Genomic DNA, 14,596 nt, shown 5'->3' with positions numbered 1-14,596 from the left:
TGACGACTGCGGCACCCGGCCGGAGGGCACCATGCCTGGGCGGCAGCGGCAAATCGGGGAGGGTCAGCGCGTGGCTTTTGCCGCGGTGGCCTCGGGCGCGCCCTGGTCCTCCAAGCCCCGCCAGCCGCTCTCGATGTGGTCCACCATCGCCTGGACGGCGCCTGTCTGGTCGCCCGCCGCGACTCGTTCGAGGAAGCGCGCATGTTCCTGGACCAGCATCTTTTTCCGGCCCGGGCGTTCCTGCATGATGAAGGGATATTTCGCCCAGAGCACGCGGACGAATTGCTGCGTCTGCGGCCGATCGGCCAGTTCGTAGAGGCGGAAGTGGAAGCGGTAATTCTCCGCGCGGAGCGCCTGCGCGTCCTTCCCGCGGGTCAGCGCCACGATGCGCGCCTGGCTCTCCCGCAGTTCCGCCAATGAGGCCGGGGTCATGCGGGCGACGGCATGGGCGGTCAGGTCGCGCTCCAGCATCACCCGCAGTTCGAACACCTCGCGTGCCGCGCCCGGCACGGTTTCGGGGACATGCAGACCCTTGTGCGAGAGGCCGGCGACATAGCCCTCCGCCTCCAGTGTGTGCAGCGCCTCGCGCACCGGGGTGATGGACACACCGAGTTCCTCGGCGATCTGGGATTGCTTCAGCTTCATGCCGCGCGGGTAGGTGCCGGCGATGATCCGCTCCCGGAGGATCTCCGCCACCTGGTCCTGCTTGGTCCTGAACGCCATCGGTTCCCCTTCCTCTCACCGCGAAGCGCCGGATTCGAGGGGCAGACTACCCGCCCCTCCTGCCCCGGGTAAGCACGATGCGCGGAGGGTCAGTGCTGGAAGTTCAGCCGCAGCCCCGGTTCGTCCCAGACCGTCCGCGCCAGATCACCCACAGCCGACAGGGTGATGTAGGCGGTCCGCATATCCGCGCCGCCGAAGCAGATGTTGGTCGGATGCGAGTCGGGCATCTTCACCTCCCGCAGCAGCCGCCCATCCGGCGCGAAGACCGTCACGAAGCCGGTGGTGAGCGTCGCCACCGCGATATTGCCCGCCGCCGTCACCGCCAGGCTGTCGAAGCGGGCCGGGCCCGGCAGGCCGGCGATGCAGCGCCCGCCATGCGGCGCGGGGAACACGCCAGGCTTGAGCACGCCCGGGGATTCGACATCGAAGGCCAAAAGCCGCGCACCCTCGGTATCGGCGACATAGACGGTCTTCTCGTCCGGCGAGAGGCCCACGCCATTGGCGCTGAGGATCGGATAGGCGATCTCGCGGATCGAGGAGCCGTCCGGCAGCGCGTAATACAGCCCGCCATGGTCGCGGGCGCGGGCGTAGCGCTTGCCGAGGTCAGTGAAGTAAAAACCGCCCTGGCGGTCGAAGACGATGTCGTTCGGGGCCGACAGGCGATTGCCGTTGCATTCGGCATAGAGCACGCGCCGCTCGCCGGTCTGCGGATCGACCCGCTGCACCGAACCGCCGGCATAATCCGCCGCCGGCCCCATGCCCATGAAATGCCCGGGCAGATACAGGCTGCCGCCATTGTCGCAGAGATAGAGCGCGCCATCCGGCCCGATCGCCATCCCATTCGGCCCGCCAGCCGGGGCGCCGAGCGGCGTCACCACGCCATCGGCGGTGACCTTGGTGATCTTGCCACCATTGATTTCGGTGAGGATGACGGAACCATCCGCCATCACCACCGGCCCCTCCGGGAAGCCCAGGCCGCGGGCCATGATCTCGATTTCGGGCATGCTGTCCTCCTAGGTGTCGACTGTATTTGCCGCCGCTTGCGCCCGGCCGGCGAGACGCCATCCTGATGGCGGCGCGCCGAGCCAGCGCGGCGCCTCCCCAGGCCAGAGCGTGCTGCCATCGGCCGCCACGCCCCAGCCCGCCGCGACCCCCAGCACCCGCAAGCCATCCGGCGCGACCGAGAGGGTGTTGACGTGGTGGTGCCCATGCACGATCAGCCGCGCGCCGAGGGCGCGGGCCAGATCCTCAAGCGCCGGGGCGCCGGCGGGGTGGCTGGACGGCGCCTCATGCGTCACCAGCACATCGGCGCGCTTGCCAAGCAGCGCCTGCCAATCCTCCGGCCAGATCGCCATGGCCGCGAGGGCGTCGCCCAAGGCGCTGCGTTGCGCGGCGCTCCAACTGGCATCCAGCCTGGCCAGATCCTCGGCCAATTCGGCGCGGGCGCGCAGGCGGGGCGGTTCGGGCGGCTCCCAGACCCGCCGCCGGAATACGCCACCCAGGCCCGCGATCCGCAGGCCGCCGATCTCCGCCACCCGTCCATGCAGGCAGCCCGCGGCGGTCACGGGATTGCGCTCCGGCGCGGCCAGGTTCGCCCACATCTCCGGCCCACCGTCGTAGTCGTGGTTGCCGAATATCCAATGGACGGGGATGCCGCGCCGGAGAAACGGCGCTGCCAGCGCATCCAGCGGCGCATGGCATTCCATGTCGCCAAGCAAGACAGCCGCGCGCGGCGGCGTGGCCATCGCCGCGAGCCCCGCCTCGACATAATTCCAGCGCCGGTGGATATCGCCGATGAAGACGATGCCCTCGGCGCCGTCCATGGCTCAGATCACCCCTTCGGCGGCAAGGTCGGCGACCTCTTGCGCGCTGTAGCCGAGCAGCTCCCGCAACAGGCGCTCATTGTCCTCGCCATAGCCGGGGGCGCCACGATCGGTGATGCCGCCGCTATAGGGCGGCGTCGCCGAGAGCTTCGAGGGCAGTTCGGTGACCGGCCAACGGCCGATCTTGGTGCCCGTCACCTCGGTCATCCAGTCCAGCGCCGCGAGCTGCGGGTCATGGTCGCAGCGGTCCTCGGCATTCTGGCAGACTCCGGCCGGCACGCCCGCCACCTGCAGCGCCGCCATGAGGGTATGCGCCTCCTGCCCCGTGGTCCAGGAGGTCAGGGCGGCCTCCAGCGCATCCTGGTGCGCGAGCCGCGCCGCGAGTGTGGCGAAGCGGGGGTCCGCCGCCCAGGCGGGAGTGCCGGCAATGCGGCACAGCGCCGCCCATTCCTCCTCGGTGAAACAGGCGATGGCGATCCAACGATCCTGCCCCGCGCAGCGATAGGCACCATGCGGCGCCGCCGGCTTGTAAGGGGAGCGATTCCCGATCCGCTCCCAGCTTCGGCCATTCACCGCATGGTCAAGAATCGGGACGCCGCAATGGAAGATGCCGGTTTCGCATTGCGAACTGTCGACCCATTGCCCACGCCCCGTGCGATCCCGGTGGAACAGCGCGCCCATGATCGCCATGGCGAAGCTATAGGCGCCAATCCAGTCCAGATAGGAATAGCCCCAGCCCGCGGGCATCGCCGGCTCCCGCAGGCCCGACATTTCGGCGGCGCCGGCGAAGGCGGCCGCGACCGGGCCGATGGTGCGAAAGCGGCCATAGGTGCCGACGCCGCCCATGCCGGATTGCTGGACGTAGATGATATCAGGCCGGATCTTCGTCAGAGCCTCATAGCCCAGCCCGAGCCGCTTCAGCACACCGGGAGAAAACCCCTCGGCGACGACATCGGATTGCGCGATCATCCGTCGCGCGATCTCCAGCCCCTTGGGGTGCCGGATGTTCAGCGAGAGTCCGCTCTTGCCCGCGTTCTTGTTGTTGAACTGGCCGCCCATGTCGGAATCCGTCACACCCGGCAGCGGCCCGGTCGCGGTGCTGCGCGCCTCGCGCCCACCGACCGGCGCCATGGCGGCGAGGCGGGTGTCGGGGTTCTCCTTCCACTCCACCTTGATCACATCCGCGCCCAGCGCGGCACAAAGCCGCGTGCCACCGGCCGAGGCCAGAAACCAGGAGAAATCGAAGATCCGCACGCCTTGCAGAGGGAAGGCCTTGCCGCGCGCCGACAGCCGGGCGGGGCCGCTGCGCGGCCGTGCCGGCACGCTCGCGACCCGCGGCGCCGGGTCGGCCAGCACCTCCGCGGTGTGTTCGCCGAGCCGGGGCGCGCGGGTGCCGGTCTGCCAGCGTGTCTCGGTGCTCAGCCAGCGGCTGACCGGGTAGGGCAGCGCGCGGCCGAGTTCGGGATGCTCGATCTCGGCGAAGGTCCCGCGTGTCTGCCAATGAACATCCGCGACATTCTCATGCGGCTTGCGCAAGGGGGCCCAGAGTAGCCCCGCCGCCTGCGCCTCGGGCCAGGGCAGATCCTCGTAGGTATAGGCGCGAATGAAGCGCTGGATGACCTCGACGATATGCGCCTTGCCCTCATCCGCCGCCGAGGAGCCGGGCACGTTGCGGGCGCGCAGATCCGCCTCCCGCCCGGGTGCGGCCAGATCCGCCTGCATCCCGTATTTCGAGAGGAAGGGCAGGAGGTTGGCCTGATCGCGCGCCGACAGACCGAGCGCGATGCACCAGCGCCCATCCTTGGTGTGGCCGATGTTCGGCACATGCGTCGGCTGCTCGCCGGCGTGGCGGCAGGTCATGCGATACAGCGGCGCACGTCGCATCACCCAGGACATGACATCCAATTCGGTGTTCTTCGAGACGGCGTCATGCACCGCGACGGACACATCCTGCCCTTCGCCTGTGTGCAACCGATGCAGCACGGCCGCCAGAATGCCGACGAGGAGCTGCTCGCCCGCAATGTGGTAGGCGTGCCAAAGCTGCGGCGCGATCGGTGGCAGATCGTAGTCCCACGGCGGTGCGGCATCATAGCCGCAGTTCATCATCACGCCGCCAAGGGCGAGATGAATGAGGTCGCTGGCCTTGTGGTCCTTCCACGGGCCGGTGTCGCCGAAGGGGGTGATGCGTGCCACGATCAGCCCTGGGAAGCGCCCCGGCAGCGAGGCCAGGGTTTCGCCAAGTGCCGCATGCAGCCCACCACGGGTGGAATCGAGGACAATATCGGCCGAACCGATCAGCGCCACCAAGGCGTCGCGTTGCGCGGGATCGGCGATGTCAAGCGTGACCGAGCGCTTGCCGCGATTGTAGGTCCAGAAATGCAGCGAGCGCTCCGGGTCCGGCATGTCACCGGCGAAGGGGCCGATCTGGCGCGTGGCAGCACCGGCGGGCGGCTCGACCTTGACGACCTCCGCCCCCATCCCGGCGAGAAGCAGGCCCGCATATTCCGCAAGCTCGTCGGCGAACTCGACCACGCGCAACCCTTGCAGCATGCCCGGCGCATCCGCCGCCACCGCACCGGGTTCGAGGGATGCCGCGGCTGTCTGATCCTGTTGCACCGTCACGCTATCCATTCCTTCGTCAACCCTGTTCGACGTGCCCGCACGGGCCTCATGCCGGCGCGCGCAGATGGCAGGCCGCGGCATGGCCCGTGGCATCCGCCACCAGCGGTGGTTCCACCTGCGCGCAAATCGCCACCGCGATCGGGCAGCGCGTATGGAAGCGACAGCCGGAGGGCGGGTGGATCGGGCTCGGCACATCGCCGCGCAGCACCAGCCGTTCCCGCCGCGGCGGCCGCAGCCCACCGACGCGGCGCACCGGGCGCGCGGGCGGCACCGCCGAGAGCAAGGCCTCGGTATAGGGATGGCGTGGATCGGCGAAGAGGGCGGCGCGCGGCGCGATTTCGACGATCTTTCCGAGATACATCACCGCGACGCGATGGCTGATGTGTTCGACCACGCCAAGGTCGTGCGCGATGAACAAATACGACAGGCCAAATTCCTCCTGCAGGTCCATCAGCAGGTTGATGACCTGCGCCTGCACCGAGACATCGAGCGCCGAGACCGGCTCATCCCCGATGATCAGATCCGGCCCCAGCGCCAGCGCGCGGGCAATGCCCAACCGCTGCCGCTGCCCGCCCGAGAACTCATGCGGGTAGCGCGCCATCTGGTCCGGGCGCAGGCCGGTGCGGCGGAACAGCGCCTCGGTGCGGTCGCGCCGCTCGCTGCGGTTGCCGATGCCGTAATTGACGAAGGGTTCGGCGACGATGTCCCCCGCCGTCATGCGAGGGTTCAACGAGGAATAGGGATCCTGGAAGATCACCTGCATCCGCTGCCGGTGCCGGTGCATGGCACCGGGGGCAAGATGCGTGATGTCCTCGCCACCCAGGCGGATGGTGCCGGCGCTCGGCTCCACCAGCTTCAGGATCGCCTTTCCGGCGGTGGATTTGCCGCAACCGCTTTCGCCGACCAGGCCGAGCGTCTCGCCGGCGCCGATCGAGAAACTGATGCCATCCACGGCCCGCACCTCACCCTTCGCCTTGCCGAACAACCCGCCGCGCAGGGGGTAGTGCTTGACCAGCCCCTCAACGCTCAGCAGAGGGATCCGCTCGGGGTTACGCATCGGGGCTCTCCCCAGAATGCCAGCAGGCGACGAGATGGCCGGGCCGGCGCTCCTCCAGCGGCGGCATCGCCGCCCGGCATTCGGCGCTGGCGCGGCCGCAGCGCGCGGCGAAGGGGCAGCCCTCCGGCATGTCGGTCAGCGCCGGCACCACACCCGGGATTTCCGCCAGCCGCATCCGCCCCGCGCCCACCCCGCCGAGATGCGGCATCGCCGCCATCAACCCGCGCGTATAGGGATGCAGGGGTGCATCGAAGAGCTCGTCCACCACGGCTTCCTCGACCTTGCGCCCGGCGTACATGACCAGCACACGGTCGGCCATCTCGGCCACCACGCCAAGGTCGTGGGTGATAAGGATGACGGCCGTCCCGGTCTGCTCCTGCAGGTCGCGGATCAGATCCAGAATCTGCGCCTGGATGGTCACATCGAGTGCTGTGGTCGGCTCATCCGCCAGCAGCAGCCGCGGCCGACAGGCCAGCGCCATGGCGATCATCACGCGCTGACGCATGCCGCCGGAAAGCTGGTGCGGATATTCGTGCAACCGCCGCTCCGGTTCGGGCATGCGCACCGCGCGCAGCATCGCCAGCGCGCGCTCCATGCAGACAGACCATGGCACGTTCTCATGCACCATCACCGTCTCGGCGATCTGCCGGCCGATGGTCAGCACCGGGTTCAGGCTGGTCATCGGCTCCTGGAAGATCATCGCGATCTCGCCACCGCGGACCGCTCGCATCTCGGGCTCCGACAGCGTGAACAGATCGCGCCCGCCGATCATGGCCGTGCCGGCCGCGATCCGCCCGCCGGGCCGCGGCACCAGCCGCAGCAGCGACAGCGCCGTCATGCTCTTGCCGCAGCCGGATTCACCCACGATGCAGAGCGTCTCACCATGGCGCACGGTGAAGGACAGATCGTTGACGGCGACCGCCGGCGGGCCCTCGCCACGGAACTCGGTGCGGAGGCCACGCAGGTCGAGCACCATCTCCCCCGGCATGGCGGAGCTGACCGGGGCGATCGCCCGGGCGGTGCTCACAGCCGCCTCGCCAGGCGCGGGTCGAGCGCATCGCGCAGCCCGTCGCCAAGGACATTCACCGAGAGCACCATCAGCGCCAGAGCGATGCCGGGAAACAGGATGTTCCAGAAGGCGAGCTGCACATATAGCCGCCCCTCGGCGATGATGTTGCCCCAGCTCGGAATCTCGGGCGGCGTGCCGACACCGAGGAAGCTGAGATAGGATTCGGTCAGCACCGCCGAGGCGCAGATATAGGTCGCCTGCACGATCAGCGGCGCGAAGGTGCTCGGCAGGATATGCAGCCGCATCAAGCGCGGGAAACGCGTGCCGATCGCAGTGGCGGCCTGGATGTAGGCCTGCTCCCGCACCGACAGAACCACCGCGCGCACCAGCCGCACGACGCGTGGAATTTCGGGGATGGTGATGGCCACCACCACCACCCAGAGGCTGGCCCGCGTCAGCGACATCAGCGCGATCGCGAGCAGGATGCCGGGGATCGCCATCAACCCATCCATCACCCGCATGATGATGGCGTCGGCGAGGCGAAAATACCCCGCGACCACACCGATCAACAGCCCGATCACGGTGCTCGCGGCCGCGACCGTGAAGCCGATCAGGATCGACACCCGCCCGCCATGCAGCACGCGGGAAAACAGGTCTCGCCCATAGGCATCGGTGCCGAACAGGTAATCACCACCGGGCGGCTGCAACCGGTCGATGATATTCATCTCGATCGGGTCATGTGGGGCAATCCAGGGTGCGGCGAGCGCGCTCAGCACCAGCAACCCCAGCAGCACTCCGCCGACCACCGGGAAGGGATGGCGCTGCAACATACGACCGGGCCGGAAGCGCCGGGAAGCGGTCGGGACGGCCGAAGCCTCCAGTATGGCGCTCATGATTTGCGTCCTCAGAACCGGATGCGCGGATCGAGCGCGGAATAGGTGAGATCGATGGCGAGGTTCACGAGCACATAGACTCCCGCCACCGCGAGGATGACGCCCTGGATCACCGGATAGTCGCGTTGCAGCACCGCCTCGATCGTCAGCCGCCCGATGCCGGGGATCGCGAACACACTCTCGGTCACCACCACACCCCCGATCAGGAGTGCAATGCCGAGACCGATGGTGGTGACGATCGGCACCGAAGCGTTCTTGAGCGCATGCAGGATGAGGACGCGCGGTTCTGCCAACCCCTTGGCGCGGGCCGTACGAATGAAATCTTCATTGAGCACATCAAGCATTGTGGCACGGGTGATGCGCGCAAGAAGCGCCATATAGACCAGGCCCAAGGTCATCGTTGGCAACACCAGATGCCGGGCAAACCCGACGGGATTGTCCCAGAGACTGACAAAGCCCTGCACCGGCAGCAGATCGAGTCGCAGCGCGAAGCCGATCACCAGCCCATAGCCGATGAGGAACACCGGCACCGAAAAGGCGAGCACCGACAACCCCATGATCGTCTGGTCAACCCAGGACCCGGCCCGCCAGGCCGCCACCACGCCCATCGGCACCGCGAACAGGATGGCGAAGATCATTGTGCTGATCGACAGCGCCAGGGTCGGCTCGACGCGCTCCAGGATCAGCCCCGTCACCGGCCGGTTGAGGTAGATAGACTTGCCAAGGTCACCGGTCAGGAGTTCGCCGACCCAGACAACGAACTGATGCAGAAGTGGTTGGTCCAATCCCAGCCGCTCCCGTATCGCGGCGATGTCCGCCATGGTCGCCTGGTCCCCGGCGAGGATCGCCGCCGGATCACCCGGGCTGAGCCGCAGCATGAGGAATACGATCACCGCGACGACGCCCATCACCGGGATGGTCGCAAGAACGCGGCGAAGGATGTAGGGCCCCATGACGCAGCGCTCCACTCAACGCTTCTCAATGTTCCAATAGACGGGTTGCCCGGCAGGCAGCACGCCATGGATGTTGGAGCGCACTGCGACCGGCTGGGTGAACTGCCCGATGCTCAGGTAGGGGAAGGTTTCCCAGGCGCGGCGATGCAGGCGCTCCAGCAGCGGACGGCGCGCGGCCGGGTCCGTTTCGCGCGCCCAGTCCGCGACCATGCCGTCCAGTTCCATGTCGCAGGCCCAGCCGGGATTGGCCCGGTCGCAGCGGCTGTTGAACCAGGTATTGGCGGTCGGGTTCGCGGTGTCGACGCCACCCTGGCCGGTGATGAAGAGGTGGTAGCCACCAGCATCCGGCGGATCGCGCCGCGCGCGGCGTGACAACAGCGTGGACCAGTCCATGGATTGCACATCCACATTCACCCCGGCACGACGCAGGCCCTGGATCAGCACCATGGTGGCGGCATTGTACTGCGGCCGATCGCTTGGCTGCAGAACGACAATCCGCTCACCGTTGTAGCCGGCCTGCCGGAGCAACTCCCGCGCTCGGGCCGTGTTCGGCTGCCGGTAGGGCTCGCTCCCCACATCCGTGTCGTTGCTGGAACCGCATTGGAAGAAGGCCCCGCACCAGGCCTGGTAAAGCCGGGGATTGCCGACAACGACGCGCATATAGTCTTCCTGCCGCGCAACCAGCGCCAGCGCCTGACGCGCACGGACATCGTTGAAGGGTGGATAGAGCCAGTTCGCGCGCAGCAACAGCTGCGAACCGAGCGGATCGATCATCTCAAGCTTGATGTCGGGGTTGCGCTCCATCAGAGGGATGAAATCCAGCGGCGGCGCTTCGTAGTAATCGATCTCGCCCGCGTTCAACGCCGCGAGCGCGGTGTTGTTGTCGGGGATGTAGAGCCACTCGACCCGCTCGACGAGCGCACGCTTGCCGCCGGACAGGAAATCGGCCGGCTCCTCACGTGGCTGATAGGCGGGGTTGCGGCGATAGACGACCCTGCTGCCTGGACGCCACTCGTCGCGCTGGAAGATGAACGGCCCCGATCCGGTCGTATCGGTGATCTGCGTGTTGGACGGCGTGCTGGCCACGCGCTCCGGCATGATGAAGGTGCCGGTGCCCTTGGCCAGGGTTTCGAGCACCAGCCCATAACGCTCGCGCAGCCGGATCGAGAACGTCTTGTCGTCCACGGCCTCGATGGCGCTCGAGAACTCCGACAGCCGCTGCCCCATCGGATCACGCTGCATCCAGCGCCGCAGCGATGCGACGACATCGGCAGCGCGCACCGGCTGCCCGTCGTGGAAGGCCAGACCGTCGCGCAGGGTGAAGGTCCAGAGCAGACGGTCATCGGAGAGCGTGTGGTGGTCAACCATCTGCGGCCGCGGCTCAAACTGCGAATTCATCCCGTAGAGGGTGTCATAGATGAGATAGCCGTGTCGGAGCGTGATCAGACCCGTGGTCCAGACCGGGTCCAGGATCTGGAGATTCGCATGCACCGCGACCCGCAGCGTGTCCCTGCGGCTGGTCTGGGCGGCCACCGGCTGAGCGGCGATCAATCCGAACACTGCCGCGGCCGCGAGGCCGATCCGGCGGGTGATCCTTGACATGGTGCATCTCCCGTTAGGGCGCTTGAGCGCCTCGTGGTGATTCAAACCTTGGATGCGACCGATGCGGCCAACCTCCATTCCCGGAAAGAAACTGTTGTCCTAGTCGCGGACGCGGAACTTCGGCAGGGTCAGATCGCTATCCACTTTCTCGAACACGACTTCGAGCAACGCGCCTATCGTCGGCTCAGCCGGGGCATCTCCGGCAAAGTTGCTGAGCATCAGAGGCCCTTCGTCCAACTTCACGAGGCAGACGGCGTATGGCACATCGGCGCGAAAGCTGTCCCAATAGGCACGGTGGAACCGAACCCAGGAAACCAGGGTGCCGCGCCCGGAAATCGGGGCCCAGGACTGCCGCGACGACAAGCAGGACGGGCACACCGGCGCGCCCGGATAATGCTGATGACCACAATCATCGCAACGCTGCACGGAAAGGATGCCGCGGCGGCAATTTTCCCAAAAGCCACGGCTGATCGCGTTGATATGTGGCCGCGGCTTGGCGGGAAGCGAGGTATCCATCATGTGCCTCCTCAGCCCCTGGTATAGATGATGGAGCGCGAGCACGGCGTAATCGCGCAGAACTGCGCCACTTCCGCCCCCACGACCTGACGGGCGCCGCACTCGCCGCGCAGCTGCCGCACAGCCTCAACATTGAGGGCCCAGCCCTGCATGTAGGAATTCGACAGATGCCCGCCGTCGGTATTCGTGGGCAGGCGGCCGCCGACCTTCAGCGCACCACCTTCGACAAAGCCGCCGGACTCGCCGCGTTCGCAAAAACCCAGACCCTCCAGGCTGAACAGCACGGTGGGGCTGAAGTTGTCGTAGCACATCAACGTATCGATGTCGGATGGACCGACGCCCGCCATGCCATAGACCTGCCGTCCAACATCACGCGCCTGGTGGTACCAGCACTCCGGGTCATAATTGGCGATCGAGGCTGTCTCATAGGCCTCCCGCGCACCGATGCCCGAGATCATGATCGGCCGCTTCTTCAGGTCGCGTGCGCGCTCCTTCGTGGTCATGATCACGCACACCGCGCCATCATTGATCAGGCAGTAGTCGAGCAAGCGCAGCGGTTCCACGATCGGACGCGCCGCCTCATGATCGTCGATGCTGATCGGCTGCTTCATCACGGCATCCGGGTTGAGGCAGGCATGATGACGGAAGGCGACGGAGACCTCGGCCAATTGCCGCGTCGTGGTGCCGTACATCGCCCGGTGCTGTTGGAACATCAACGCATGGGCAGCGCCTGGCGAGGTGAAGCCGAAGGGGTCCCAGACGCCGGGGCTTTCTTCGCCACCATAGTTCACGCGACGTGACCGGCCGATGTTGGCATAGATCAGCGCGGCATAGTCACACAACCCCGCCTCCAGTGCCGCGGCCGCCTCGATGATGCCCATCGCGGACATGCGACCATGCGGTGGCAGCGGCACGGTCCAACGTGGCGAAAGGCCGAGGATCTCCCCCATCCGCGCGTAGTAGGGAATGCGGCAGACGAGGAGCCCATCCACCTTGTTCTTCTCGAGCCCGCAATCCTCAATCGCGTTGCGGAACGCCTCGGCACCCAGGCCGTAGTCGTCATTGTCGGGGAAGTTGCCATAAGCCGTGTTGCCGACCCCGACGATGGCGATGCGATCCTTTAACTTCGCATAATCGTTCATGGAGCTGTACGCCTAGGGCCTGCCGCACGGAGGCGCGACGCGTGAGCCGGCAAAAATGACATCAGCATCTTTGTTCCTCCCGCCGCCCTGTTGTGACGGACCGGTCCGTCTTCGGATCGATGCAGGCCACGTCGAGCATAACGTGGAATATAAAATGCTTTCTTTTGCTGGCAGTCGCAAGCCCCCCGCGCGATGTTTGTGCCCATCTGATTCTGCCAGGTTGGGGGAACGCATGAACAAGTGCCACAGCTGGCTGCGTATACCCGACTTTGACGGAAGAGCCGTGCCTGCCACTGGATCCTCGAGCGGCATCGGCGCTGCATTCGTGCGTGATCTGGGCGCTCAGGGCATGCACAGCGCCGTGCACGGCTCTTCTCATCGCGACCCAGCAGAGGCCGTCGCCTCCGAGACCAGGCGTCACGGGGGCGGTTCGAGAGGCCCATGCTGTGCTCGGGCCGCTGGACGTCCTGGTGAACACTGCAGGCGTCATCGTGGAAGGCCGCCCGATCCGCGATCGCCGATGATGCGGCGCATGGGCACAACTGAAGAGTACGTCGGAGCCTATCTCCACCTTGCGCCGCGGGACCTGTCCGGCTTCGTGACCGGGCAGATCCTGGAGGTGAACGGTGGCCTGCTGATGTCGCGATGCGCCCGTGCCTATGCCGCCAGGGTGAAGCGCGGCAACACCGCGCCATCCGGCATTTCGGCATAGGTCAATGCCACACGCTGCCCGATCCAGTTCCCGGACGGCGTATCGCCTTCAAGGTTGCTGATCATGACGGGACCTTCGTCGATCCGCACCGCAATCACATTGTAGGGCGCTGGATAGGCCGCGAGATACTGCCGGTGGAATATGACCCAGGACAGGATGGTGCCGCCGCCGCCGACCGGTCTCCACACGACATTCTCCGAGAGGCATGCCGTGCAGCCGGGGCCTGGCGGATATTGCCAGGCGCCGCACCCCTGGCAGCATTGCAGATGCATGCCACGCTTGCGGATGCTCTCCCACATTGGCCTGTCATAAAGCCCGAGAACAGGGCTCGGGGTTTGGGCCGTGTCGGTGTTCATGGTGCCCCTCACCGGCTGTAGATGAGCGAGACGGCCTTGCCGGCCACATCGGATGTGTAGTGGACATGGCGGCAATCCGGCACCTGCCGTTCCCCGCAGGTGCCCCGCAGTTGACGGACGCATTCGATCTGATGCGCCCAGCCTTGCATGTAGGTTTCCGACAGATGGCCACCCCCGGTATTGGTCGGCAGCTTACCGCCCGGACCGATCCCCCGTTCGCGCAGGAACTTCCCCGCGTCCCCAACCGCACAATAGCCGTAGCCCTCCAGGGCCAACGGCACATGAACGGAGAAGCTGTCGTAGACTTGCAGCACGTCGATGTCCTCCGGCCCGAAACCAGCCATGGCATAGGAGCGTGCCGCCGCCTGCTGCTGCGCGGGCAGATAGAAATCGGTCAGCCGCGGCTCAAGGCTGGTCGCCCCCCTGTTCAGGTCGGATCGCCCAATGCCCTGGATGAAGACCGGGGTTTCGCAAATCCGCTTGGCGTACTCTGCCTCCGCGATGATCATCGCCACGCCCCCGTCGTTGATCAGGCAATAATCGAATAGATGCAGTGGCTCACAGACATAACGCGAGGCCATATAATCCTCGACGGTGATCCGCTTCCGCATGATGGCGTTGGGGTTCATCGAGGACCAGCCGCGCTGGGCAACCGCGACCTCGCCCAGTTCCGCCTCGGTCATGCCGCGCGCATTCTTGTAAGCCTGGAACGTCAGGGCATAGAGCGCACCCTGAGAGGTCAGCCCCCAGGGCGCATGATAAACATAGGACAGGAACGCGTCGCCCCCCATCGCCTGCGGCCCGCCATACTGCGTACCCGCGGTGCGCTGGTCATTGCCGTAGACTATGGCGACGACATCGGCGAGGCCGGACTCGATCGCCGAGCATGCTTGCACAACCGACAGTACGGCATCGGCCTGATCGCCCCAGCGCGGATTGATACCGAGCACCTCGCCGAGACGCTCATAGGCTGTGGTTGGGCCGGCGATGAGCCCGTCCACATCCTCTCGGCGAAGCCCCGAATCCTTGAGCGCCGCCGAAAAGGCCTGCATTCCGTAGCCATAGGAATCCGCTGGCTTCTCGCCCGCCCTCGCCCGGCTCCAGTCACGAACCCAATCGCTGTGGCCGATGCCGACGACGGCGGCCGCACGCCGCAACCGCGGTGCCTCTGATGGTGTGCTCATGCGC

The 14,596-nt window shown here is 66.7% G+C and carries 13 protein-coding genes and 1 pseudogene; all 14 read right to left on the bottom strand.

The genetic code is table 11. From position 1 onward, the window contains the following. Positions 1 to 63: 63 nt before the first annotated feature. Entirely contained in the window at positions 64 to 723 is a 660-nt protein-coding gene (locus C8P66_RS06785; RefSeq protein ID WP_111397457.1) for a GntR family transcriptional regulator, read from the bottom strand. Between the two features lie 89 nt (positions 724 to 812). Next, positions 813 to 1,727, bottom strand: coding sequence for an SMP-30/gluconolactonase/LRE family protein (locus C8P66_RS06780; RefSeq protein WP_111397456.1), 915 nt, complete (start codon positions 1,725 to 1,727; stop codon positions 813 to 815). 9 nt (positions 1,728 to 1,736) lie between these two features. After that, the gene (locus tag C8P66_RS06775; protein ID WP_111397454.1) at positions 1,737 to 2,546 is read right to left on the bottom strand and encodes a metallophosphoesterase family protein; all 810 of its coding nucleotides are present in this window, start codon (positions 2,544 to 2,546) and stop codon (positions 1,737 to 1,739) included. 3 nt (positions 2,547 to 2,549) lie between these two features. After that, on the bottom strand, positions 2,550 to 5,168 hold the full coding sequence (locus C8P66_RS06770; protein WP_211314058.1) for a CaiB/BaiF CoA transferase family protein: 2,619 nt from the start codon (positions 5,166 to 5,168) through the stop codon (positions 2,550 to 2,552). A gap of 46 nt (positions 5,169 to 5,214) precedes the next feature. After that, entirely contained in the window at positions 5,215 to 6,225 is a 1,011-nt protein-coding gene (locus tag C8P66_RS06765; RefSeq protein ID WP_111397453.1) for an ABC transporter ATP-binding protein, read from the bottom strand. Beyond that, positions 6,218 to 7,213, bottom strand: coding sequence for an ABC transporter ATP-binding protein (locus C8P66_RS06760; protein WP_111397565.1), 996 nt, complete (start codon positions 7,211 to 7,213; stop codon positions 6,218 to 6,220). Before C8P66_RS06760 ends, C8P66_RS06765 begins: the two co-directional genes overlap by 8 nt. A 35-nt stretch (positions 7,214 to 7,248) precedes the next feature. Beyond that, complete coding sequence (locus tag C8P66_RS06755) at positions 7,249 to 8,127, bottom strand: ABC transporter permease (protein ID WP_111397452.1); 879 nt, start codon at positions 8,125 to 8,127, stop codon at positions 7,249 to 7,251. An 11-nt stretch (positions 8,128 to 8,138) separates the two neighbouring features. Beyond that, positions 8,139 to 9,080: an ABC transporter permease gene (locus C8P66_RS06750; RefSeq protein ID WP_111397450.1), complete on the bottom strand. Its 942-nt coding sequence runs from the start codon at positions 9,078 to 9,080 to the stop codon at positions 8,139 to 8,141. 15 nt (positions 9,081 to 9,095) lie between these two features. After that, the gene (locus tag C8P66_RS06745; protein ID WP_158537123.1) at positions 9,096 to 10,682 is read right to left on the bottom strand and encodes an ABC transporter substrate-binding protein; all 1,587 of its coding nucleotides are present in this window, start codon (positions 10,680 to 10,682) and stop codon (positions 9,096 to 9,098) included. Positions 10,683 to 10,781: 99 nt separating this feature from the next. Then, positions 10,782 to 11,201, bottom strand: coding sequence for a Zn-ribbon domain-containing OB-fold protein (locus C8P66_RS06740; protein WP_211314057.1), 420 nt, complete (start codon positions 11,199 to 11,201; stop codon positions 10,782 to 10,784). Between the two features lie 8 nt (positions 11,202 to 11,209). Then, entirely contained in the window at positions 11,210 to 12,340 is a 1,131-nt protein-coding gene (locus C8P66_RS06735) for a thiolase family protein (RefSeq protein ID WP_111397448.1), read from the bottom strand. A gap of 657 nt (positions 12,341 to 12,997) precedes the next feature. Further along, on the bottom strand, positions 12,998 to 13,240 hold the full coding sequence (locus tag C8P66_RS24305; RefSeq protein ID WP_245903277.1) for a Zn-ribbon domain-containing OB-fold protein: 243 nt from the start codon (positions 13,238 to 13,240) through the stop codon (positions 12,998 to 13,000). Between the two features lie 9 nt (positions 13,241 to 13,249). Beyond that, positions 13,250 to 13,324 (bottom strand): annotated as a pseudogene (locus C8P66_RS24805) (zinc ribbon domain-containing protein); the annotation flags it as partial. A 92-nt stretch (positions 13,325 to 13,416) separates the two neighbouring features. Further along, the gene (locus C8P66_RS06720; protein ID WP_111397445.1) at positions 13,417 to 14,592 is read right to left on the bottom strand and encodes a thiolase family protein; all 1,176 of its coding nucleotides are present in this window, start codon (positions 14,590 to 14,592) and stop codon (positions 13,417 to 13,419) included. Between the last annotated feature and the right edge of the window lie 4 nt (positions 14,593 to 14,596).

Source organism: Humitalea rosea (assembly GCF_003253705.1).
Taxonomy (GTDB): domain Bacteria; phylum Pseudomonadota; class Alphaproteobacteria; order Acetobacterales; family Acetobacteraceae; genus Humitalea; species Humitalea rosea.
The sequence above is the reverse complement of the archived record's forward strand: the minus strand, read 5'-3'. Positions and strand labels throughout refer to the sequence as shown.